The organism is Corallococcus macrosporus DSM 14697 (assembly GCF_002305895.1).
In the GTDB taxonomy this organism is placed as follows: domain Bacteria; phylum Myxococcota; class Myxococcia; order Myxococcales; family Myxococcaceae; genus Myxococcus; species Myxococcus macrosporus.
The window spans coordinates 6473338-6493191 of sequence record NZ_CP022203.1 but is presented as its reverse complement, the minus strand read 5'-3'; the positions used below and the strand labels follow the sequence as shown (position 1 = coordinate 6493191).

The following is a 19854-nucleotide window of genomic DNA, read 5'->3' as shown; positions in this document are numbered from 1 at the left end:
ATATGCCGGCAGCCATGAGGTGCTGCCGGCCGCTCCCGGTATGCGCCCTACGGAGGATGCACTCCGACGTGCAGCGCTCTCGAAAGGTCAGCGGACCTCGAACTCGTAGATGCGCGTCGCCGGGTCGCCGTTCTGGGTCGGCGTCGTCACGTTGAGCCGGATGTAACGCGCCGACGTCGGAGTGATGGCATGCGTCGAGCTGTTGTGGGTGTTGTTGCTCACCGTGACAGGCGTCGTCCAGGTGGAGCCGTTGCTCGAAGTCTGGATGGAGAATGCCCTGCTGTTCCAAGTGGCTGATTCACCGCCCGCCCCCGCGTGCTGGACGGTGAAGCTGCTGACCGTCCGCGCCGAGCCCAGGTCGACCTGCATCCACGCCGAAGCGGCCAGGGAGCAGAACTTGTCGGTGGTTCCGCCGGAGACGCTGCCGTTGACAGCCTTGGCCGCCGATTCGCTGCTGTTGCACGGTGCCGAGCTGGTGGTGGGCTTGTTCAACGCCAGATTGACGTAGCCTGAACCCACCGACACCGTCTGCGTCCTGGTGTGGCTCGCGCCGCCATTGTCGGTGACGGTGAGGGTGACGGTGTAGTGGCCAGCGCTCGCATAGGTGCGCGAGGGGTTGGTCGCGGTGGAGGTGCTTGCGTCACCGAAGCTCCAACTGCGCGAGGTGATGGTGCCGTCGGCGTCGGTGGACGCATCGCTGAAGGTCGCGGTGAGGCCGCTGACGGTGACGCCAAAGTTCGCCACCGGCGGGGTGTTGCCGCTGACGGCGGTGTTGATGGCCGCCGCGTACTGCGCGCTCGTGCCCTGCGCGGAGCAACGCTGGATGTCGTCATACAGCCACATGAAGCCGCCGCTGATGCCAGCGCTCGCCTTCCAGTTGCTCATCCGGGTCTGCACGGTGGACGGGCTGTCACCCGACGCGCAGCCGGCGCCGTTCTTGGACCACAGGCCCGGGGCCACCGTCATGCCCATCGCCGTGTTCCAGTTCGCCGGGTTGTTGCCCGCGCCGCCGGCGTAGACCTGCAGGTAGATGCGGTCAACGGCACTGCCGAGGTTGTCCTTGAGGTTCCGCCAGAACGTCTGTTGCGTGTACGGGGCGAAGGAAATCTTGTAGCCCATCCCAATGAGCATCTGGCTGAAGGTCGTGGTGGGGACCAGGTCGTAGGCGCTCTCGTCGTCGAAGTTCACCGCGTCTGCGCCGGTGATGGTCTTCAGGACCTGGAAGTTCCTGTACAGGATGCTGTTGCTGCCGGTGCCGCAGACGATGGTGGTGCCGCAGCCGGGCGCGGTGCCGTTGACCAGCCGAATCATGCGCTCGAAGTCCGGAACGCCCCAGGCCCCAATCGACACCTCGATGCGGTTGACCGAGGTCGGCGCGGCCTTGAGCGTTGCCAGCCGGCCCGGCCACCCGGCATCACCGACGTAGGCACCATTCCTGACCACCGGGATGTCGTTGTAGATGAGGTCGCCGTTCTCCTCGATGTGGAAGCTCCACAGGATGACGGTGGTGAACCCTGAGCCGCGCAGGTCATTCATCACCGGCGTCCCACCGGAATAGAACGGGCCACCGCCGTAGATGGCCGAGTACGCGCTGGCGTCTGTCGCGGCGATGGCCAGGGCGAGCGCGGCGAGCGCTGGCAACAGGCGGCGGTGGTGCGTGGTGGGCGCGAGTTGATCCGACTGGGGCATGGAGGGGTCCTCTGCGTTGAGTGCTGCGAAAGAAGCGATGGACGGCGAGCAGCGTCTGCCAGTGCGAGCGATTGCGACCGCCCACGCCCTGGCGCGCTCCGAGCCGCCAGCGGCGTCGACAGGCTCACCTTGGGAACGCCGAATCCACCGTGTCAATCATTGCCTATGGTCGAGGGCGTGAAGGGGCGCCGTGTGGAAGGCGAATGTCAATTAGTGTTGGTTTGGGGTGGTGGCTTCGAGGGCTTGCTAGGAATTGCATGCGGTCCCGCCTGTCTCTTGATGCATCCGCGTCCGTTTAACGCGGTGAGGAAAAGCAGAGCAGAATCAGAGAGATAGGTGCAGCCGAGCAGGCAGGGCCCGTCGAAACGGAGGGACGAGGACCATTCTCCCGGCATGAAGAATACTCCGAGAGCGAAGGTGGCTGAGGGACTCCGGGCACTGGTGTCGGCCGAGGACATTCTGGAGGCGGCGCGGCGGTTGGGTGCGTTGCAGCGCCAGCGCAAGGTGGACCTGGTGGCGCTGGTGGAGTCCACCGTGGCCGCGGTGACGCCGCTGCCCGGCACGCAGACAACGGCCTTCGCCAACTACATCGCGCTCACCGGACAGAAGCTGTCACCCAGCGCCTTCTTCGAGCGCTTCAACCACGCCTTTGGGCTGTTGATGTGTGAGGTGGCCGGCCGGGCCGTGCAGGCCGTGCGCGAGGCCATCGGCGAGGACAAGCCCTTCAATGAACTGGGAGCCTTGCTGGAAGAATTCTCAGACGTGCAGGTGGCCGACTCCACCTGCCAACTGCTGCGGCGACTGGCGGCTGACTGGGCCCCCTCCACCAGCCAGGCACGGCCAGCGTCCTTCAAATGGCACGCGCTGGTATCGCTGCGAGACGAGTTGCCGGTGGCGGACGGAGTGACGCCCCAGCGCACCCAGGACACGCGCGCATTGCCCGAAGAGGCGCTGGCGCCCGGCACGCTCACCTTCATGGACTTGGGGTACACAGACACCGGCCGCTTCCTTGATGCGATTGAGGCCGGAGCCCATTTCCTGGTGCGGCTGAAGGCCCAGCATGACCCGAAGGTGCTGCGGGTGCACGTGGGCAAGGGCGAGCGCGTGCGGGCCCGGGGCATGCGCCTGACGGATGCGCTACTGCAGGGCGTGCTGCGTGAGGAGGGCGGCGTCATCGACGTGGACGTGCAACTGGAGAAGCAGGGGCGCACGGCCTCGGCGCGGGTGGTGGCCGTGCAAGGGCCAGAGGGTGAGCGGCGCTGGTATCTGACGACGGTAGGCCGCGACGTGTTGACAGCCCTGGAGGTGGCCGAGGCCTACCGTCTGCGCTGGAGGGTGGAACTTCTCTTCAAAGCCCTCAAATCCGGTGTGGGACTGACGGCGCTGCGCGCCACGCGGCCTGGCGCGGTGCTCTCGTTGGTGTACGCCAAGGTGATTGCCCTGGCCCTCTCGCGCCTGCTGGAACTGTCGATGCAGCAGAAGGCAGGCGAGTCGGGTCAGCAGCATGCGACGGGGCGGCTCGCGCTGGTGCTGGCGTTGACCCGCTGCGCCCCACTGCTGCTGTCGCATGCGATGATGAGCCGGGGCGTAACCCTGGAGCAATTGGAGGAGCGCATCCTCCTCATCGCGGAGGTGACCGCTCGTTCACGCCAGCAGCGCCGCGAGCGTGAACGACGCAAGCGGGAGGCTTCCCTCGGGAGCGGCCGCTAAACCGGAAGCGGATGCTCTTGATGGGAGGGGCCATGGCCACACGGGCGAACTGTCTCTGCCTGGAGCGCGCCCGGTACATCGATGACGGCGACTCAAACGTGCCGGAACTTGCGTAGGTCTCGGCACGTACCGCCTCCACGCCGGCGGGGCTCGATGCCTGGACGTGCCTGTCCCATCGTGTATCCGGCTGCACAGGTGTGCTGCCGGTGCGCGGCCCACTGCGATACGTCCCATCTTCACTTGTGCCCCCCTGGAGGTGGCATAGGATGCTTGAACTCATGGCTTCAGGTCTGCGGATGGAGCCATCGCTTCCACGATGAGGACCTGGGTCATGAACGCATTCCGTGTGGCGCCGTGCGCACTTCTGGTTGTCTCACTCGGGCTGGCGTGTGGCGGGTCGTCGGGCCAGGGCACGCCCGAAGAGGAGCTTCCAGGCCCCCCTGATTCAGGCGTGCCTCCCCCGGGAGACGGCGGAGCGGGGCAGGATGCGGGGACGGACGACGCGGGCGTGCCGGATGCAGGCGGCCCGGACGCGGGTGGGCCCGTCACCACGCCTCCCATCACGAGCGCCCGGGTCTTCTTCTCCGGGCACAGCCTGCTCGACAACCCCATGCCTGATTACTTCGATGTCATTGCCAGGAGCCAGGGCAAGGACTTCAACTGGAACCAGCAGAACGTGATTGGTTCGCCCCTCCGGGTACGGACCTGGGGCAATGGTGGATGGGCCGGGTACCGCCAAGGCAAGAATCGCGTCGGCTCCGACATGAACGTGGTTCAGGAGCTGCTGTCTCCCCAGACGCTGGGAGACAGGGAGACCTACGACACCCTCCTCATCACCGAGCGCCATGACCTCCTGGGCACCATCGAGTGGGAGAACAGCGTCGGCTACCTGCGGCACTTCCATGACCGGTTGATTGCCGGGAATCCGCAAGCCGTTACGTATTTCTATCACACGTGGCTGGACATCAATAAAGCCAACCCGGCCCCGTGGATGGCCTATGAGAAGAACGCCCGGGTTGCCTGGGAGTGTGTCTCCTCCAAGGTGAACCTCACGTTGCAAGCCGCGGGAAGGCAGGACCGCGTGCGGGCGCTCCCGGGGAGCACGGCGCTGGTCGAGCTGGTGGAGCGAGTCCTGGCGGATGAGGTGCCAGGCATCAGTGGGTCGACGTCGCAGAGGCTCGATATGCTCTTCAGCGACAACGTCCACCTGACGCCCCTGGGCGCCTACTACATGGCCGCCGTCCATCACGCCTCCGTGTTCCGGGCGTCGCCCGAGGGGGCGGAGGGAGTTCCTGGCGCGAATGCGGCGACGGTGCAGGCCCTCCAGCGCATCGCCTGGGAGTTCGTGAGCGACTACTACGCGCGGCCTGACGCGGGCGAGCGGACCATGGCGGACTGCCGCGAGCGAATCCCTCGGGACGTCTGCCCGGGTTTCTGGGAACTCCTGGGCCGCTCCGAGAACGTCGCGGGGTGCCAGCGCTACTTCGGCAACGCGGCTCCGGGCTCGGGTGGAAATCCCTTCGTCTGGCCGGACCCGAACTGGGAGCCGCTGCCCCCTCCATAGCCCCTCACCCGGCCAGGTCCTGGGGCTCGACTGGGACCTGCTTGGGCTCGCCAAAGGACATCAACCGGCGGTGGAGTGGGGTGAGCAGCCCGACGAGCACCACCAGCACGCCGGTGACCTGGAGGAGCCGCTCGATGGAGACGACCTCCGCCAGCGGACCGAACAGCAGCATGGCCAGCGGCATCAGCGCGGTGGAGAGCATGGTCATCACGCTGAGGACGCGGCCCAGGTAGGCCGGCTCCACGCGCTCCTGGAGCATCACCGTGGCGGGGGTGTTGTAGAGCGGCAGCGCCACCCCGAAGAGGCCCATGGCCGCCAGGTACACCCCGAAGTGGGGCACCACGCCGAGGGCCACGGTGCACGCGCCCATGATGACGTTGGAGGCGACCATCGTCCGCATGCGGCTGTCGAAGCCGCCCCACGCGGCGAGCGCGGCGCCCCCCAGCATCATGCCCACCGAGAAGAACATCTCGATGGCCGTCAGCCGCCATACCTCGTCTCCGAAGCTGCGCGCCGTCTGCAGCGGCGTGAGGAACGCGGCGGGGGTGATGAGGACCAGGATGAAGCCCAGATAGCAGAAGAACGGCACCAGGTGCGTGTGGCCGCGGATGTACCGGAAGCCGTCGCGAATCTCCTTCAACTGCGACGACCCTTCCTGCTCCGGCGCGCGGGGGCGGGGCTCGACCCGGACGAAGAGCATCACCAGGGCGATGGCCAGGGCCGCCGTCGACACGTCGATGAAGAAGATGACTTGCAGGGGCGCTACGGACATGAGGAAGCCCGCGAGCGCGGGCGCCCCCAGCATGTTGACCGAGAGGAGGGTGCCCTGGATGCCGTTGACCCGCATCAACTGGTCCTCGGGCACGAGCTGCGGCAGCAGCGCGCCCACCGCGGGCTGCTGGACGGCCGCGCCCACCGAGCGGACCGCCGCGGCCAGGAAGAAGAGCCAGAGCTCCGGGCCGCGCAGGGAGAAGGTCACCGCCAGCGCCAGGGTCACCAGCGCAATCATCGCGTCGGCGAGGACGATGAGCTTGCGACGGTCATACCGGTCCGCCCAGACGCCCGCGAAAGGCGACAGGAGGAACGTGGGCAGGAAGCCCGCCACGATGTAGAGCGTCATCATGACGCTGGAGCGCGTCTGCAGGGTGACCTGCCACAGGAGCGCGTACTGCACCAGGGAGGAGCCCAGCAGGGAGAGGGCCTGGCTGCCCAGGAAGAGGGCCGTGTTGCGCTTCCAGGAGGCTTTCATGGCGCGCACTGTACCCATTGGGGGCCCGCCAACAACCGCGGCGGTGTGGCCGGACCGCTTCCCGCCGTGCGCTTCGCTTCGACGTCAGGTGAAGTCCGCTCCGCGGCGGGGCTCCCCCCCCCCGAGGGCCTGGCCTTGACGGATATATGCGCCAGTGCGTATATACATGGGCATGCAACTTGATGTCTTCCAGGTGCTCGCCGACCCGACGCGCCGTCGCATCGTCGAGGCCCTCCGGCATGGGGAGCAGCAGGTGGGTGACGTTGTCGAGAAGGCCGGTGTCCACCAGTCCGGCGTCTCTCGGCATCTGCGCATCCTTTCGGAGTCCGGCTTCGTCTCCATGCGGCCAGACGGGCAACGTCGCCTCTATGCCTTGAGGCCGGAGCCGTTCCGGGAGCTCGAAGGGTGGCTCACCCCGTACCGGGAGCTGTGGGAGGCGCGGCTCGACCGCTTCGGGGCCGCACTGGAGAAGAAGCAGCAGCAACAACAACAGACTCGTCGAGTCAATGACAGGAGCCAGCGGAAATGAGCAACGAGAAGGCGAAGGTCGTCATCGAGCGGACCTACCGGGCGGGCATCCAGGACCTCTGGGCGCTGTGGACCACGAAGGAGGGGTTCGAATCGTGGTGGGGGCCGCAGGGCTTCCGCGCCGAGGTCCACGAACTCGACGCCCGCGTGGGCGGAGCCCTCCGGTACGACATGATTGCCGACTCGCCGGAGATGATCGCCGCCATGAAGCAGGCGGGGGAGCCAACCTCTCATGCGACCCGGTCTCGCTTCACCGAGGTGGCGCCGCACTCACGGCTCGTGCTCACGAACGTCATCGACTTCCTGCCGGGCGTCGCGACCTATGAGAGCAACATCGCCGTGGACTTCCTCTCGAGCGGCGACCGCGTCCGCATGGTCGTCACGCTGGACGCGATGCACAGCGACGAGTTCACGAAGATGCAGCAGGAGGGCTTCACGAGCCAGCTCACGAAGCTGGATTCGCGCTTCGCCTGAGCCGAGGACGGGGCCGCCCCCCGGTCCGGCGCCGCGGTATGCCGAGGGGGCGAAGCCGCGTGATGCCTCGGTGACAGCGGACGTCGTCCGCCGTTTGTAATGAGGCGGTCGAAATCGTTGCCCCGGGGCAGGGTTGGCATTGCCTGTCGCGGCCGATAGACTGACGCCATGGCCCAACGTCTTTCAATGCTCCTGGCGACCGTTTCGGTGATGGCAGTGGGCGGACCGGGGTGCGGTGAGTCCAATCCCCTGGATGCCCTGACAATCACCCAGGGTGTCTATGGCGTGACGACCTATGTGGATGATGTGTGCTCGGGAGAATGTGATTCCGGCCCCAGGCAGATGACTTTCTTGCTGCGTGCACTCCCCGGGGAGTCGGACGTGGGGTCTGTGACGTCCAACGAGGAGGGCTTCTACGAGTTCGCGTTGGAGCCGGGGGACTACCGGATCTGCACGACCTTCGAACGCTGCACGGACTTCACGGTGGGGACGGGGGAGGCCGTGCGCCTGGACTATGAGTTCTCCGTCGGTCCAGGCTGGTCAAGGCCGAGGTAGCCCCGAAGGCCAGGGCAATCGCGTCAGCGAAGACGATGCGCTCGCGGCGGGCGATTTCGATGGCCGTCGATGGCGCCGCGGGCCGGGTGGATTGCGTTGCATGCGGCGGCGCCGCGCGGCTCAGCGCCGGAGCTTCAGATAGCCCTCCACGGCGTCGGCGATGGCTGCCTCGTGAGCCCCCGCGTCCGTGACGGGAGGGTCCAGCACCGCCGCGTGCACCAGTGACTCGACCATCCGCAGCACCATGTGTGTCGCGAGGTCGAGGTCGTCACGCCCCATCTGGGTACGGTGCGCTTCGAGCAGGGCCCTGGAGCGCTCGAACAGCCGTCCCGCCGAGCGGCTCGTGCCAGGGGGCTTCTCGAAGTACGGGTACTCCACGTGGAGGATGCGCTGCAGGCGAGGCTCTGCCCGGTGAAGCGCCAGCGCACCCGCCACGATGTCTTCGATGACCGCGCGCAACGTCCGGCCTTGCGCCGCATCCAGCGCGCGGTCCACGACGGCCTGCATTTGCAGGTAGTGCCGTTCGTGCAGCGCCGTCAGGAGGGCGTTCTTGTTTGGGAAGTACTGGTAGACGGACCCCACGCTGACACCGGCCCGCTCCGCGACACGGTTGGTGTTCGCCCCCTCATAGCCATGCTGGTCGAAAACGCGAGCCGCCGCCTCCAGGATGGTGTCGACCATGTGCATCGAGCGCCCCTGGCGAGGCTCCTTCCGAGGGGGCTCGGGCCTCCTCACGGGACGCCGCGAACGCGAGTTTCGAGCGGCAGTCGAGGTTTCTACATTGCGAGGCATGCAAAGGCTCCTTCCTCCGCGTCTCGCGCTCATCCTGGCCGCATTGATGGTGGGCTTCGACAGATTTCTTCCTGGCCCGGAGTTGGTGCCTCCCGGGTTCCAATGGCTGGGAGGGCCGCTGTTCCTGCTGGGCCTCGTCGTCACCATCGTCGCGCGGGCCCAGTTCGCGCGGGCCCGCACCAACATCTACACCTTCCGCCAACCGGACCATCTGGTCACGGACGGACTGTTCCGCTTCACCCGCAACCCCATGTACCTGGGGTTCTCCCTGGCGCTCACGGGCCTCGCCGTCTTCCTTGGCTCAACGCCCGCGATGCTCTGTGCCGTGGCCTATCTCGTCATCTCCGACCGCTGGTACATCGCGTTCGAGGAGAACATGATGCGCGCCCGCTTTGGCGAAGCGTATCTGCGATACGCGCGTCGCACCCGCCGGTGGCTCTGACGTGCGCCGGGCGAGGCCGTCGCCAGGCGTACGCTCCACGTCCCTGACGGGCCTGCGACCATCGGCCCCGCCTCGAAGGCCAGGGCTGCTGGCCGCTACGCGAAGGTCCTGGGCTGAGAGGTTTCAGCAGCGCACGACTGACGGCCGTGCCTCCGCGAATCGAAATCGGGCGTCCTGGCATCGGGTGTACTCCCCACTGAGCCGGGGGGACCGGCCGCACCGAAGACGGTGCATGCGGTGGGGGGAGTCACCATGCCAATGGGCGGAAAGAAGAACGGGAACGGAAGCGGAATGATGCCGAGCCCGGGCGCCGCGGAGACGACGGGCCGCTACATCGTCCTTCTTCCTGACGTCGAGGGCGCGCAGGCGGCGCACTCGCTCGACAAAGTGGCGGGCGTCAAGGCGAGGGTGCTGAACGGCGGGCCTCCCGAGGCACAGGGGGGAATCGAATCCGGGAGCATCGTCTTCCCGGCCATCGGGGCCGCCGTCGTGGAGATGGACCCCGATCAGCTCCAGGCGCTCGGTGTCGCGGAGCAGAAGGGGGAATTGCCGACGCTGGCCGTCGAGCCGGAGCGTGTGGTGCGCGCCTTCCCCGGGCCTGACGCCGGCGTCACCGGCCTGAACGGAGGGGGGAGCGCCGGGCTGGACCTGTCTGGCTCCTTGGCAGGGGCGCCGGTGTGGCCCCATCCCGCGGAGCGCCTTGCCCTGGAGGGTCCGCCTCGGATGGGGCTGCCCATGAACCTGGCCCCCACCCAGGAGCTCTCCGCGGCGTACCTGCGGGGGTACAGGGACTCCGTCGTTCAGCTCGTGGACCGCTTGTTGGGGGATGGCGGCGTCTCCGTGGAGCGTTACGCGCCGGCGGCGCTCCGGGCGATGGACGACCTCGAGGCGACCTGGGGCCTTCATGCGACGCGCGTCCCCGCCTCGCAATACACGGGGAGGGGAATCAAGGTCGCCGTGCTGGATACCGGCTTCGGTCCCCATGCGGACTTCGCCAACCGGAACTTCCTCACGGCTTCTTTCGTCCCGGGGCAAGAGGTGACGGACAGGAACGGCCACGGTACCCATTGCATCGGGACGGCTTGTGGCTTCCGGCCCGTCACGCGGGGGCCCCGCTACGGAATCGCCTGCGAGGCCGACATCATCGTGGGGAAGGTGCTGGGGGATGATGGCTTCGGCACGGACGGCGGAATCCTCGCTGGCATCAATTGGGCCGTGGCGCAGGGGGCCAACATCATTTCGTTGTCGTTGGGCGCGTCGGTCCTGCCCGGGCAGTCGTTCAGCACTGTCTATGACGGGGTGGCTCAGCGCGCGCTGCTGCGCGGCACGCTGATGATTGCCGCGGCAGGCAACGCAAGCCGTCGGCCCGGTGACATCAAGCCCGTCGAACATCCAGCGAACTGCCCCCACATCCTGGCCGTGGCGGCCGTCGATATGAACCTTCAGGTGGCCTGGTTCTCGTGTGGTGAGGTCAATCCCAATGGGGGTGAGGTGAACATCGCCGCGCCCGGTGTCGACGTCTTCTCCTCGTATCCGCTGCCGCCCCACTACAAGCGGCTGTCGGGGACGAGCATGGCAACGCCACATGTCGCGGGCATCGCCGCGTTGTTCGCGCAGGCGACGAAGTTGAGGGGCCTGCCCTTGTGGACCGCCATCGTGAAGTCGGTGCAGCGACTCCCTCTCCCCGTCCGCGACGTCGGCCAGGGGCTCGTCCAGGCTCCGTGAGCCACGGCTCCCTCTCCTTCGTACGAGCGCACCGATGCCCGGGAAAACGTCGGTCTCCGTCCTGATAGACGCCGCACCTCCGGACCGCTTCGAGGACGTCATCGCGCGGCTTCAAGCCGCGGGCTTGGAGATTGAGCAGGTGCTCGAGGAGTCCGGGGTGGTGCTGGGAAGCGCGGAGCCTGACCGGCTTCCGTCCCTCAGCGCTGTCAGGGGAGCGACGGTCGAAGCGCAACGCTCGGTTCGACTCAGTCCCCCTGACTCCGACATCCAGTGAAGGATGCACGGGGGCGCGCTTCGGTTCTCTGCCGCAAGCGGCCCCAGTGCTTCCGGCCCGCGGGGCCTCCGTGCCTCGGCTCCCGCGGGGGCGCCAGGGTATCACCCGGGGAGGATGCGCCGGCCTACCGCGCGCCGCCGCTCGCCGCTGAAGACGAGGTCCTGGGGCCCGGTGAGGCGCCGGTAGGACTCGGAGGGCACGTCCGCGCGCAGCGCGGCGGGCGCCCATGCCAGTTCATCCGCGTTCTTCAGCGCACCGAAATCCAGGCCCGTCCAGGCCTCGATTGCCGGCAGCGTCACCTGGTAGCGCTGGAGCTGCAGCAGCTTCTTTCCGAGCTTGTCGTGCAACATCTCCGTCTGCTTCATGAAGAAGGCGACCACGGACAGGTCCGCGCCTCCCGCCGTGGCGTCGCGCAGGACCACGACCTTCCAGAAGCCCGCCGGAATCTGCGCATCGCGCAGCGGCGGGTCGTCGTCGCTCAGCACGGGGCCGGTGAAGACGCAAAGCCGGTAGGCGTACTCTGAGGCGTGTTCGAGCACCCAGTCCTCCAGCACGAGCCACTCATCCTGGTTGAAGTTGGCATGTTGGGGGGGCGGCGTTGGTGAAGTAGAAGGTGGCTTCATTGGCCCGACGCGCCTCGGCAACCGGGCCCCAGATGGGGTCCTGTCGCCGGACGAGATGGCCTCGGTCCCACGCGTTGCCTGCGTAGTACGCCGGCCCCAGTTGCGCCTGGGTTGGGATTCGCGGGTCCAGCATCCACGGGAGCCCTTGGCGCCCCAGCCGGACCATGTGCGCCGCGTCGATGTTGCACGCCGTGTAGAGGGCGGTGCGGCGACGTTCGTGCAGCGCCAGGGAGAAGTGGACGTAGTCCATCACCTGACCACCCGCGTACGCCTCGTCGCGCGTCCGTGCTGTCAGCTCGGGCAGCGGGACCTGGAAGCCGTCGCCCAGGAAGCTCGCCGAGTAGGGGATGAGGAATTGCGGGGGCCTGCTGACGGCGGCGACTTCCTGCACGTCGTTCAGGAGAAAGGGGGAGGACGCCTGGGTCCCCGGGGCGCCAACGCTTTTCCCGGTCGGGGTGGGTGAAATCCCGACCCGTTCGAAGGCACGTGAGACGGCCTCACGCTTCGTTTCACGCGCCGGGTCGTCGCGGAAGAGGCTGAGGACGGCGGAGTCCATCCCGCGGCGGCTGTCACTGAAGGTGGAGGTGCGAGAGAGGTGCTGGGTGAGCGTGATGTAGAAGAGGGCGGCAACCTCCTCCGGCTTCAGGAGGGGCTGCCCCGCCGCGTCGGTGGCCGTCAGCATGAGGTAGGCCGCGCGATTGTGGATGCTGCTGTTGGTGTGCACGCCACCATGATCGGACGAGAGATGCTGGTACTCATCCATGTGCTCTGGATGGTTGCGTCGTTTCGGTGAACGCAGGTCCCTGAGGGGGATCCCCGTTCCCTCCAGCTCCTCACCCATCTGCCAGTCCCACTTCGTGATGTCAGGCTTGTGGAAGTTCGAAACAATGATTCCGAAGATGTCGGAGTAGGACTCATTGAGTGCGCCGGTCTGCCCTTCGTACAGCAGGTTCGCGGTGTGAGCCGTGAGTCCGTGGAAGATTTCGTGAGCGACCACGTCCAGCGCGGTGGCGTAGGAGATGAGCCTGCCACCCTGCATTCGCTGGCCGTAGGCCATCTGGGAGTGAACCCACGCCGCGTTTCGCCATTCTTGTCCCTGCTGCCCATTCAAATAGCAGCAGTTGATGGAGGAGATGATGGGGCCCCCTTTGTTGTCGAGGCTGTTGCGCTTGAGGACATCTCGCAGGAAGCGAGCGACCTCGGTGGCGTTGGCGTGTGCGCTGACTCCTGCCGCGGACCAGGTCCCGGGTGGCCGCGTGACGTAGTCGCCCGGCAAGGACTCGTCGTCGAGCTGGATGTCGCGGAAGCGCGCGTCGTGCGTGTGGATGTTGAGGTCCTCGTCCACGAGGATGAAGCGCCCCTCCTTCAGCTTGCACTGGACCTGGCGCTCCTTTCCGAGTTCATCATGAGCGGCTTCTGAACATCCCGTATCCCTGGCGCGAGACAGCGCGGGGCTGGAATGCCGTCGTTGTCCGGTGGATTCCGTCTGCTTGAAGTCCAGCCCCTGCGGGTGCGGCAGGGTGGCGATCAACGCGCCCGTATGCGCGTCCACCACATAGTCAAAGAGGGCAGGGGCTCGGAGGTTGTTTGATTTACGGCTCGGTACATTCTCGACCGTGTAGGCCAGCCTCCACCGCATGTCCTTCGGGTCGAAGTAGTATTGAAGGGTGGGGACGGCCTGGAGAGCGCCCCGCTGGTATCCGGCCGCGTCTTCGACGACTTTCAGTGCCTGGGCTGGGGATTGCGTCGCCACCGGATTCACGCCGGAGGGCTCGCCGCGAGCGGCGTTGAGGTTGAGGAGCTCGTTGTTCTCATCCAACTCAACTGAAACCAGCGAGCCGTAGACGGGGATGTTCCCGAAGAGCTGGCGGAACTTCACCATGGTGGTCCCGGTGAGCGGAATCGCCTCGGCGCCGAGCGTGCGGTATTCGTTCTCGTGGCGCTGGACCACGATGGGGTTGAAGCCCGGGAGCTGTGGACTGGCGAAGGCCTTGTCGAGATAGCGCCTGGCCGCTGTCTCCGCGTCGAGCGAGGCCAGGGTGGGGGCTTCATCTGTTGGAGAGAGTGCCAGGCCTCTGATGGGCCGGAGCGCCGCTGCCACCTGGGGGCAGTCATGCCGGTGAAATGTGAATGGCATCAATCCATTGATTTCCATGACTTCCTCTTGAGCTCCTGGAGGTCCTCGAGCGTCCTCCTCAGGGAAACGTGAGCCGTGAGGACAGCGTGGGGAGCGGCAGGTGGCCGTGCACGTGCCCAGCAGCGCGTGGGCCCTTCCTGGACACGGCGGGTCGGCACGGCGCAGGCGCCCATGGAGGCTCCCGGCGAGCCAGGGACTTGTCTTCCAGCTCCGTGGCCCGCCGACCGAAGGTGTCCCCGGTGTCGTACAGGCCCTGCCCAGCGTACAGCGCGCCGATGAGGCGCCGCGTGGCCTGTGACGTCGAATGGGAGGTCGGTGTCAGCGCGCGTCGCGGCGAACCACGGCGGGCGTCAATCCCGTGATTCGGCGGAACACAGTGGTGAAGTGGCTCTGTGAACCGAAGCCGACCGCGAGCGCGATGTCGCCCAGGGGCCGCGTGGATTGGCGCAGCAGCTCGCGCGCCCGCTCCACGCGCCGATGTTGCACCCAGGCATGGGGCGTCATCCCGGTGGACTGACGGAACGCGCGGGTGAAGTGGAAGACGCTCAGTCCGGCGCGGCGGGCCAGCGCCCCCACGGGGATTCGCTGCGCGAGGTGGGCTTCGACATAGAGCTTCACGCGGTGCAGCGCCGCGGGAGACAGGCCGCCTCGCTGGCGGGCCGCCCGGGAACGCCCCGGTTCCTGGAGCAGCTTCGCCACCCGGGACGCGTGCCGGTCCTGGAGCGCCCGCGCGGCGGTGAGGAACCTCGCGACGATTCGCAGGTGCTCCTCTGGCAGTGCCGCCATGAGCGCGTACCCGTCCGCTTGCAGCGGCCCCCAGAGCGTTTCAATCCACGCGCGAGCATGCGCCGTGAGCACCAGCCGCCGGGCAGCGCCGGCTCCCTCCTTCTCCACGTAGCCCGCGAGCTCCAGCCGCGCGACATCCGTCCCCGGCGGGACGGCCTTCAAGGGCGTGGGGCCTCCGAACTGAAGCTGCGTGAGGCACGCCAGGTCCGCTCGGCCGAGCGCGAGGACCTCTCCCACGGTGGCGTCGAATGCCGCGGATGCATCCTGGAACTGGACGACGTCGGTGCCGATCCGCTCGAGCAGGGAGGGTGGGGGACCCATTCAGAACTCCGCAGGAAGAAGAAAAACGACCCAAGGGTGGGAAAGACGGCCGCGCGCTTCCGGAGCACCCTGGCACCATGATCAACCTGAAGCACTCCGTCGCGGCAATCGTCCTGTGGCTCTTCGTGCTCAACCTCGGCATCGCGTTTGGCGCGGGCCTCTACGAGCACCGCATCTCACTGCCCCGGTGGCTCGATGCCGCCGGCGGCCACTGGTCCGCGGACGCCGCGCGGCAGGACGACGTCGGCCTCCGCTTCTGGGCGTTCGTCACCACCGGGCCCATGACCCTCCTCACCCTGGCGAGCCTGTACCTCGCCTCCCGGGCCACGGGGCCGGTGCGCACCTGGTGGCTGGTGGCCGCGGTGGCGGCACTCGTCGATAGGCTCCTCACGTTCTCTTACTTCATCCCGACGATGTTCGGGCTCATGCAGGCGCCCGACACCGCTGCGTCCGTGGACACCGCGACGACCTGGGCCCGGATGAACCACCTGCGCCATGTGCTCGTGGCCGGGGCCTGGTTCGCGGCGCTCCAGGCGCTGAGCTGGCTCCGGCGCGGCGCCGGTGCGTGACCTTCGTCCGCGGCGTCCGTCGGCTCTCGGCGGACGAACAGGTGGTGGGTCGACTGAAGGACATTGGTGGGATATCTAAAGTCGTTTTATCTGCTTTTCAGTGAATTCATGATAGCTCGCACACCTCCATCTGGAGGTGGTTCCAATGAGGAAGTTCCCTCGCAGCCTGGCGCTCACGCTGGTGTGCGCCGTCTCTCCCTTCGCATCCGGCTGTGGCGATGAGCGCATCGACACCCCGCTCGCGGAGGAGTCCCCGGCAGGCACCGCGGGCGCGCCGCTCGCGTGCAACACGCGCATCACCTACGGCGAGCGGTGGATTCGGCCCTCCGGGCACACCGCGCAGCATGACAACGCGAGTGGCCTGGTGACGTGGGATGGCACCTGTGTCAACGAGGGCAGCAATTCGTACGCGGTGCTCTCCAACGGGTGGAAGCCGTACTTCGCCGGCAACGACGCGTGTGTCATGGCGCTCGACACGGATTGCGCCGGGGCCGCCGCGTGTTCGACGCGCGTCACCTATGCCGCGTCGTGGCTGCACCCGTCGGGACACACCGCGCAGTACGACGACGTGAGCGGGCGCGTGTTCTGGGGGCGGACCTGCACGAACGAAGGCAGCAACTCATACGCGGTGCTCTCCAACGGGTGGAAGCCGTACTTCAGCGGCGCGGGCGCGTGCGGCATGTCCTTCCGGTACACGGGGTGTGGCGGGCTGTACCAGAACCCGGTGGTCCCCGTGGGCTGCGCGGACCCGGGCGTCATCCGGGATGGGGCGCGGTACGTCGCGGCGTGCACGTCCGGCGGCGCGGCGAACGCGTTCGCCCTGCGCACGTCGACGGACCTGGTGACGTGGACGAGCGCGGGCTTCATCTTCCCGTCGGCGTCGAAGCCCACCTGGGCGACGGGCGACTTCTGGGCGCCGGAAATCCACAAGGTGGGGACGCGCTACATCGCCTACTTCACCGCGCGGCACTCGAACGGGAAGCTGTCCATTGGCGCGGCGACGTCGGCGAGCGTGCTCGGGCCCTACACGGACATCGGCCGGCCGCTCGTGCATGACGCGGGGATGGGGATGATTGACGCCACCTTCTTCACGAGCACCACCGGGGCGCCATACCTGGTGTGGAAGGCGGACGGCAACGCGGTGGGACAGCCCACGCCCATCTACGGGCAGGCGCTGTCCGCGGATGGCCTGTCGCTGGTGGGCACGCGCCAGACGCTCATCACCAACAACCTCTCCTGGGAGGGCGGCGTCGTCGAGGCGCCGTGGGTCGTCGCTCGAGGCGGCTACTACTACCTCTTCTATAGCGGCAATACCTATTACAACGGCACCTACGCCGTGGGCGTCGCGCGGGCGACGAGCCCCCTGGGCCCGTACACGAAGCTGGGCTCGCCGATTCTCAAGACGGGTGGCGGCTGGACGGGGCCGGGACACAACTCCGTCGTCACCGGGCCGGGCGGAGACATGGTCATGGTCTACCACGCGTGGAACAGCGGCCACACCGCGCGGGTGATGCTCGTGGACGCCATCACCTGGGCCAATGGCTGGCCCGCGGTTCCGTCCGCGCCCTCAGCGGGCTCGCGGCCCATGCCGTAGTGGCGTTGTTGTGACTCCCGCCTCCGCGCCGTGGCTCCCTGTTCCACGGCGCGGATGTGCGCGGCGGTGTGGGGGAGCGCGGGCTGCCGCGTCAATCCATGCGCGACACCTGCTTCCAGGCGCGGAGCCTCGGGCAGTCGATTCGCGAAGCCATGGCCTCGTTCATCGAGTTTTCAATCAGCTCGGCGGCGTCTCGCATGTTGATGGAGAGCACCGCCTCCACGCCATGGCGCACGCTGGGGGCCATGCGGGGGCCGCGCTCGGAAAGCAGGCGCTTGAGGGCTGTGCGCCAGGCGTCTGGGGAGGGCAGCCGGTCGTCGCCCGACAGCGGGCGGATGTCGTCGGGCGAAAGGCCCGGCGTGGTCTCCACCCGTTGGGCGGTGGAGACCTCCGCGGCTTGCGCGGTGACGGCCGACGAAGCGAACATGAGAGACGCGGCGAAGCGCCGACAGGCGCGAAGGCTGGGCATGGCGCGAACCTTACCCAAGGCGAATCGCGTTGGGCCCCGGGTCGGCACCGGCGATGGAGCCCCTGCACCTCAGCGGACCGCCACGAGCGCACCGCGCGCGCGAGTGGGCGCTCTTTTCGCTGTCCTCGGGTGAGGGGAACTCCACGCTGGCTTTGTTTCCTGGTGGCGGTACCAACGTCAAGCAGGAGTTCTTGAGCATGAAGCCTTTGAGCATGAGGCCGCTTCTGGTGGCCCTGTCCGTGCTGGCCGTATCCTTCGTGGGGTGCGGGGCTCCCGAGGAGGCGTCCCACGACCCTGCCAGTGCCGCGTCCCAGGCGCTGGCCGGCCCCTATGATGCCTGGGTTGCCCGCCATGCGCTCACCAGCGCCCAATATCAGACGGAGTTCAGTACGTGGGTGGGGCAAGGCTATCGCCTCTCCTATGTCAGCGGTTACGAAGACGGGGGCAGTGCCCGCTATGCGGCCATCTGGGAGAAGACGAGCGGCCCGGCCTGGCGGGCCTACCATGGGCTGACTTCCGCGCAGTACCAGACCACCGTCGTCAATCAGAACGCGCAGGGCTACCGCCCGGCGGTGGTCAATGGGTACAGCGTCGGAGGCGTCGCCTACTTCGCGGTCATCTTTCATGTGGACGGTGGCTCCCCGTGGGTGGCCCGCCATGACCTGAGCGCGTCCCAGTACCAGACGGAGTTCAACACCTGGACGGGGCAGGGCTACCGGCTCGCGCACGTGAGTGGCTACACGTCCGGCGGCGCGGAGCGCTACGCGGCCATCTGGGAGAAGACGAGCGGCCCGGCCTGGCGCGCCTATCACGGGATGACCGCGTCCCAGTACCAGTCCACGTTCAACACCAACGCGACCCAGGGCTACCAGCTCGCCAAGCTCAGCAGCTACAACGTGGGCGGCACGGACCGCTACGCGGCCATCTTCCATGCTTCGTCGGGGATTCCGATGGTCGCGCGGCACGGGCTCTCCTCCGCCGCGTATCAGCAGGCGGTGACGGACCTCAAGAACCAGGGATATCGCCCCGTCCTGGTGGCGGCGCACAACAATGGGAGACTGCCCGAGTTCTCGCTGCTGTGGCAGAACCTGACGTTCAGCGCGGCCGACCTGCAGCACATCGACGACACCGTCGAGCAGGCGATGGCCAGCACGAACACCGTCGGCCTGTCGCTGGCCATCACCCGCAAGGGGCGCCTCGTGTTCGCCAAGGGGTATGGCCTGGCCGACCGGACCAGCAACACCCCGGTCAACACCTCCCACCGTTTCCGCGTCGCCAGCGTGTCCAAGCCCATGACGGCCATTGGCATCATGCGGCTGGTTGAAAGCGGCCGGATCCGGCTGACGGACCGCGTCTTCGGCCGGGGCGGATTGCTCGGTGAGACGTTCGGCGCGCCGAGCACCTACGCGGACAGCCGCGTGCTGAACATCACGGTCCAGCACCTGCTCGAGCACACCGCGGGCGGCTGGGACAACAGCGGCGACGACGGCACGAATGACCCCATGTTCATGAACACGGGCATGTCGCACGCGCAGCTCATCCAATGGGTGTTGCAGAACGTGCCGCTCGAGTTCGCGCCTGGGACGACGTACCAGTATTCGAACTTCGGCTACAGCGTCCTCGGCCGCATCATCGAGCGGGTCACCGGCATGACCTATGACGCCTATATGCGCGCGAACGTGTTCGCACCCAGCGGCGCCACCAGCTTCGCCGTGGGAGGGGATACGTTGAGCGCGCGTCTGTCCAACGAGCCCGTCTACTACCAACTTGGCGCGGGGGCCTTCAACCCGTACGGCATGCCGGTGCGTCGCATGGATGCGCACGGCGGCTGGGTCGTCACGCCCATCGACTTGCTGCGTGTCACCGTGCGCGCGGATGGTTTCTCCACCGTCCCGGACCTGCTGAACGCGAGCACCCTCACCACGATGACCACGCGCACGACGGCGCTCGACCCCCTGGGCAACGCCGTCAACTACGCCAAGGGCTGGTCGGTGAACAGCTTCCCCAACTGGTGGCACGGCGGCTACATCCCGGGCACCCGGGCCCTGTTGATGCGCACCGATGACCGCTACGGGCCCACCGGCGCGGAGGAGTTCGCCTGGTCGGCGGTGACCAACTCCAACAACAGCTCCGGCTCGGGGACGTCCGACATCAACCTCGACACCCTCATGAAGAACGTCGTGAACGGCGTCAGCGCCTGGCCCACGCACGACCTGTTCTGACCAGGACCTCCACCGGGCTTTCCGGGAGGGCACGTAGGACCGGCCGGGCCCGCAGGGGGCTCCGCCGGTCCTTGGTGCGTTCAGCGGCCCCTCCCGCGCCCCGTCCGCCGTCATGGGCCGAGGGCCGCGCC

The 19854-nt window shown here is 67.5% G+C and carries 18 protein-coding genes; 11 read left to right on the top strand and 7 right to left on the bottom strand.

Translation table 11 applies throughout. From position 1 onward, the window contains the following. Positions 1-87: 87 nt before the first annotated feature. Entirely contained in the window at positions 88-1689 is a 1602-nt protein-coding gene (locus MYMAC_RS25960) for a discoidin domain-containing protein (RefSeq protein ID WP_095960037.1), read from the bottom strand. 417 nt (positions 1690-2106) lie between these two features. Between MYMAC_RS25960 and MYMAC_RS25955 the strand changes: the two genes are divergently transcribed. Then, positions 2107-3399: an IS4 family transposase gene (locus tag MYMAC_RS25955; RefSeq protein ID WP_157757440.1), complete on the top strand. Its 1293-nt coding sequence runs from the start codon at positions 2107-2109 to the stop codon at positions 3397-3399. Positions 3400-3730: 331 nt separating this feature from the next. Then, the gene (locus MYMAC_RS25950) at positions 3731-4963 is read left to right on the top strand and encodes a single stranded DNA-binding domain-containing protein (RefSeq protein ID WP_239989018.1); all 1233 of its coding nucleotides are present in this window, start codon (positions 3731-3733) and stop codon (positions 4961-4963) included. A gap of 4 nt (positions 4964-4967) precedes the next feature. Here MYMAC_RS25950 and MYMAC_RS25945 read toward each other — a convergent pair whose 3' ends face one another. After that, complete coding sequence (locus MYMAC_RS25945; RefSeq protein ID WP_095960036.1) at positions 4968-6212, bottom strand: MFS transporter; 1245 nt, start codon at positions 6210-6212, stop codon at positions 4968-4970. Positions 6213-6378: 166 nt separating this feature from the next. Here MYMAC_RS25945 and MYMAC_RS25940 point away from each other — a divergent pair, with 166 nt between their 5' ends. The 3 genes from MYMAC_RS25940 to MYMAC_RS37995 all read left to right on the top strand — a co-directional run bounded on the left by MYMAC_RS25940 (position 6379) and on the right by MYMAC_RS37995 (position 7769). Beyond that, positions 6379-6741 (top strand): ArsR/SmtB family transcription factor, encoded by a 363-nt coding sequence (locus MYMAC_RS25940; protein ID WP_275663023.1) that lies wholly within the window; start codon positions 6379-6381, stop codon positions 6739-6741. Continuing rightward, positions 6738-7214 (top strand): SRPBCC family protein, encoded by a 477-nt coding sequence (locus MYMAC_RS25935; RefSeq protein ID WP_095960035.1) that lies wholly within the window; start codon positions 6738-6740, stop codon positions 7212-7214. The genes MYMAC_RS25940 and MYMAC_RS25935 overlap by 4 nt, the downstream gene beginning before the upstream one ends. A 381-nt stretch (positions 7215-7595) precedes the next feature. Then, the gene (locus tag MYMAC_RS37995; protein ID WP_238539821.1) at positions 7596-7769 is read left to right on the top strand and encodes a peptidase associated/transthyretin-like domain-containing protein; all 174 of its coding nucleotides are present in this window, start codon (positions 7596-7598) and stop codon (positions 7767-7769) included. A gap of 120 nt (positions 7770-7889) precedes the next feature. On the opposite strand, the gene MYMAC_RS25925 is transcribed toward MYMAC_RS37995, so the two are convergent. Beyond that, a complete protein-coding gene (locus MYMAC_RS25925) occupies positions 7890-8456 on the bottom strand; it encodes a TetR/AcrR family transcriptional regulator (protein ID WP_095960033.1) in 567 nt (188 codons plus the stop codon). Positions 8457-8559: 103 nt separating this feature from the next. Here MYMAC_RS25925 and MYMAC_RS25920 point away from each other — a divergent pair, with 103 nt between their 5' ends. From MYMAC_RS25920 to MYMAC_RS25910, 3 genes are all read left to right on the top strand, one after another. Next, a complete protein-coding gene (locus MYMAC_RS25920; protein WP_095960032.1) occupies positions 8560-9003 on the top strand; it encodes a methyltransferase family protein in 444 nt (147 codons plus the stop codon). 291 nt (positions 9004-9294) lie between these two features. Beyond that, positions 9295-10728, top strand: coding sequence for a S8 family serine peptidase (locus MYMAC_RS25915; RefSeq protein ID WP_095960031.1), 1434 nt, complete (start codon positions 9295-9297; stop codon positions 10726-10728). 34 nt (positions 10729-10762) lie between these two features. Beyond that, positions 10763-11002, top strand: coding sequence for a hypothetical protein (locus MYMAC_RS25910; RefSeq protein WP_095960030.1), 240 nt, complete (start codon positions 10763-10765; stop codon positions 11000-11002). A 101-nt stretch (positions 11003-11103) separates the two neighbouring features. On the opposite strand, the gene MYMAC_RS38430 is transcribed toward MYMAC_RS25910, so the two are convergent. From MYMAC_RS38430 to MYMAC_RS25895, 3 genes are all read right to left on the bottom strand, one after another. Next, positions 11104-11556, bottom strand: coding sequence for a DNA/RNA non-specific endonuclease (locus MYMAC_RS38430; RefSeq protein WP_157757562.1), 453 nt, complete (start codon positions 11554-11556; stop codon positions 11104-11106). 7 nt (positions 11557-11563) lie between these two features. Beyond that, positions 11564-13780 (bottom strand): M4 family metallopeptidase, encoded by a 2217-nt coding sequence (locus MYMAC_RS25900; RefSeq protein WP_095960028.1) that lies wholly within the window; start codon positions 13778-13780, stop codon positions 11564-11566. A 300-nt stretch (positions 13781-14080) separates the two neighbouring features. Next, entirely contained in the window at positions 14081-14869 is a 789-nt protein-coding gene (locus MYMAC_RS25895) for a helix-turn-helix domain-containing protein (RefSeq protein WP_095960027.1), read from the bottom strand. A gap of 77 nt (positions 14870-14946) precedes the next feature. Between MYMAC_RS25895 and MYMAC_RS25890 the strand changes: the two genes are divergently transcribed. Both MYMAC_RS25890 and MYMAC_RS25885 read left to right on the top strand, forming a co-directional pair. Further along, positions 14947-15438, top strand: a complete 492-nt coding sequence (locus MYMAC_RS25890; RefSeq protein WP_095960026.1) for a DUF1772 domain-containing protein — start codon at positions 14947-14949, stop codon at positions 15436-15438. A gap of 145 nt (positions 15439-15583) precedes the next feature. Continuing rightward, a complete protein-coding gene (locus tag MYMAC_RS25885; RefSeq protein WP_095960025.1) occupies positions 15584-17032 on the top strand; it encodes a glycoside hydrolase family 43 protein in 1449 nt (482 codons plus the stop codon). Positions 17033-17123: 91 nt separating this feature from the next. Here MYMAC_RS25885 and MYMAC_RS25880 read toward each other — a convergent pair whose 3' ends face one another. Then, positions 17124-17459 carry a hypothetical protein gene (locus MYMAC_RS25880; RefSeq protein WP_239989017.1) on the bottom strand — a complete coding sequence of 112 codons (336 nt, stop codon included), beginning with the start codon at positions 17457-17459 and terminating at the stop codon, positions 17124-17126. A 239-nt stretch (positions 17460-17698) separates the two neighbouring features. Here MYMAC_RS25880 and MYMAC_RS25875 point away from each other — a divergent pair, with 239 nt between their 5' ends. Next, a complete protein-coding gene (locus tag MYMAC_RS25875) occupies positions 17699-19723 on the top strand; it encodes a serine hydrolase (RefSeq protein ID WP_420810015.1) in 2025 nt (674 codons plus the stop codon). Positions 19724-19854 lie beyond the last annotated feature (131 nt).

Coding starts and splice junctions, on each gene's coding strand:
- MYMAC_RS25885 (WP_095960025.1), top strand. CDS start 15,584: ATGAGGAAGTTCCCTCGCAGCCTGGCGCTCACGCTGGTGTGCGCCGTC.
- MYMAC_RS25925 (WP_095960033.1), bottom strand. CDS start 8,456: ATGCACATGGTCGACACCATCCTGGAGGCGGCGGCTCGCGTTTTCGAC.
- MYMAC_RS25960 (WP_095960037.1), bottom strand. CDS start 1,689: ATGCCCCAGTCGGATCAACTCGCGCCCACCACGCACCACCGCCGCCTG.
- MYMAC_RS25915 (WP_095960031.1), top strand. CDS start 9,295: ATGATGCCGAGCCCGGGCGCCGCGGAGACGACGGGCCGCTACATCGTC.
- MYMAC_RS25945 (WP_095960036.1), bottom strand. CDS start 6,212: ATGAAAGCCTCCTGGAAGCGCAACACGGCCCTCTTCCTGGGCAGCCAG.
- MYMAC_RS25880 (WP_239989017.1), bottom strand. CDS start 17,459: ATGTTCGCTTCGTCGGCCGTCACCGCGCAAGCCGCGGAGGTCTCCACC.
- MYMAC_RS25900 (WP_095960028.1), bottom strand. CDS start 13,780: ATGGAAATCAATGGATTGATGCCATTCACATTTCACCGGCATGACTGC.
- MYMAC_RS25950 (WP_239989018.1), top strand. CDS start 3,731: ATGAACGCATTCCGTGTGGCGCCGTGCGCACTTCTGGTTGTCTCACTC.
- MYMAC_RS25935 (WP_095960035.1), top strand. CDS start 6,738: ATGAGCAACGAGAAGGCGAAGGTCGTCATCGAGCGGACCTACCGGGCG.
- MYMAC_RS25895 (WP_095960027.1), bottom strand. CDS start 14,869: ATGGGTCCCCCACCCTCCCTGCTCGAGCGGATCGGCACCGACGTCGTC.
- MYMAC_RS25875 (WP_420810015.1), top strand. CDS start 17,699: ATGAAGCCTTTGAGCATGAGGCCGCTTCTGGTGGCCCTGTCCGTGCTG.
- MYMAC_RS25940 (WP_275663023.1), top strand. CDS start 6,379: ATGGGCATGCAACTTGATGTCTTCCAGGTGCTCGCCGACCCGACGCGC.
- MYMAC_RS25910 (WP_095960030.1), top strand. CDS start 10,763: ATGCCCGGGAAAACGTCGGTCTCCGTCCTGATAGACGCCGCACCTCCG.
- MYMAC_RS25920 (WP_095960032.1), top strand. CDS start 8,560: ATGCAAAGGCTCCTTCCTCCGCGTCTCGCGCTCATCCTGGCCGCATTG.
- MYMAC_RS25890 (WP_095960026.1), top strand. CDS start 14,947: ATGATCAACCTGAAGCACTCCGTCGCGGCAATCGTCCTGTGGCTCTTC.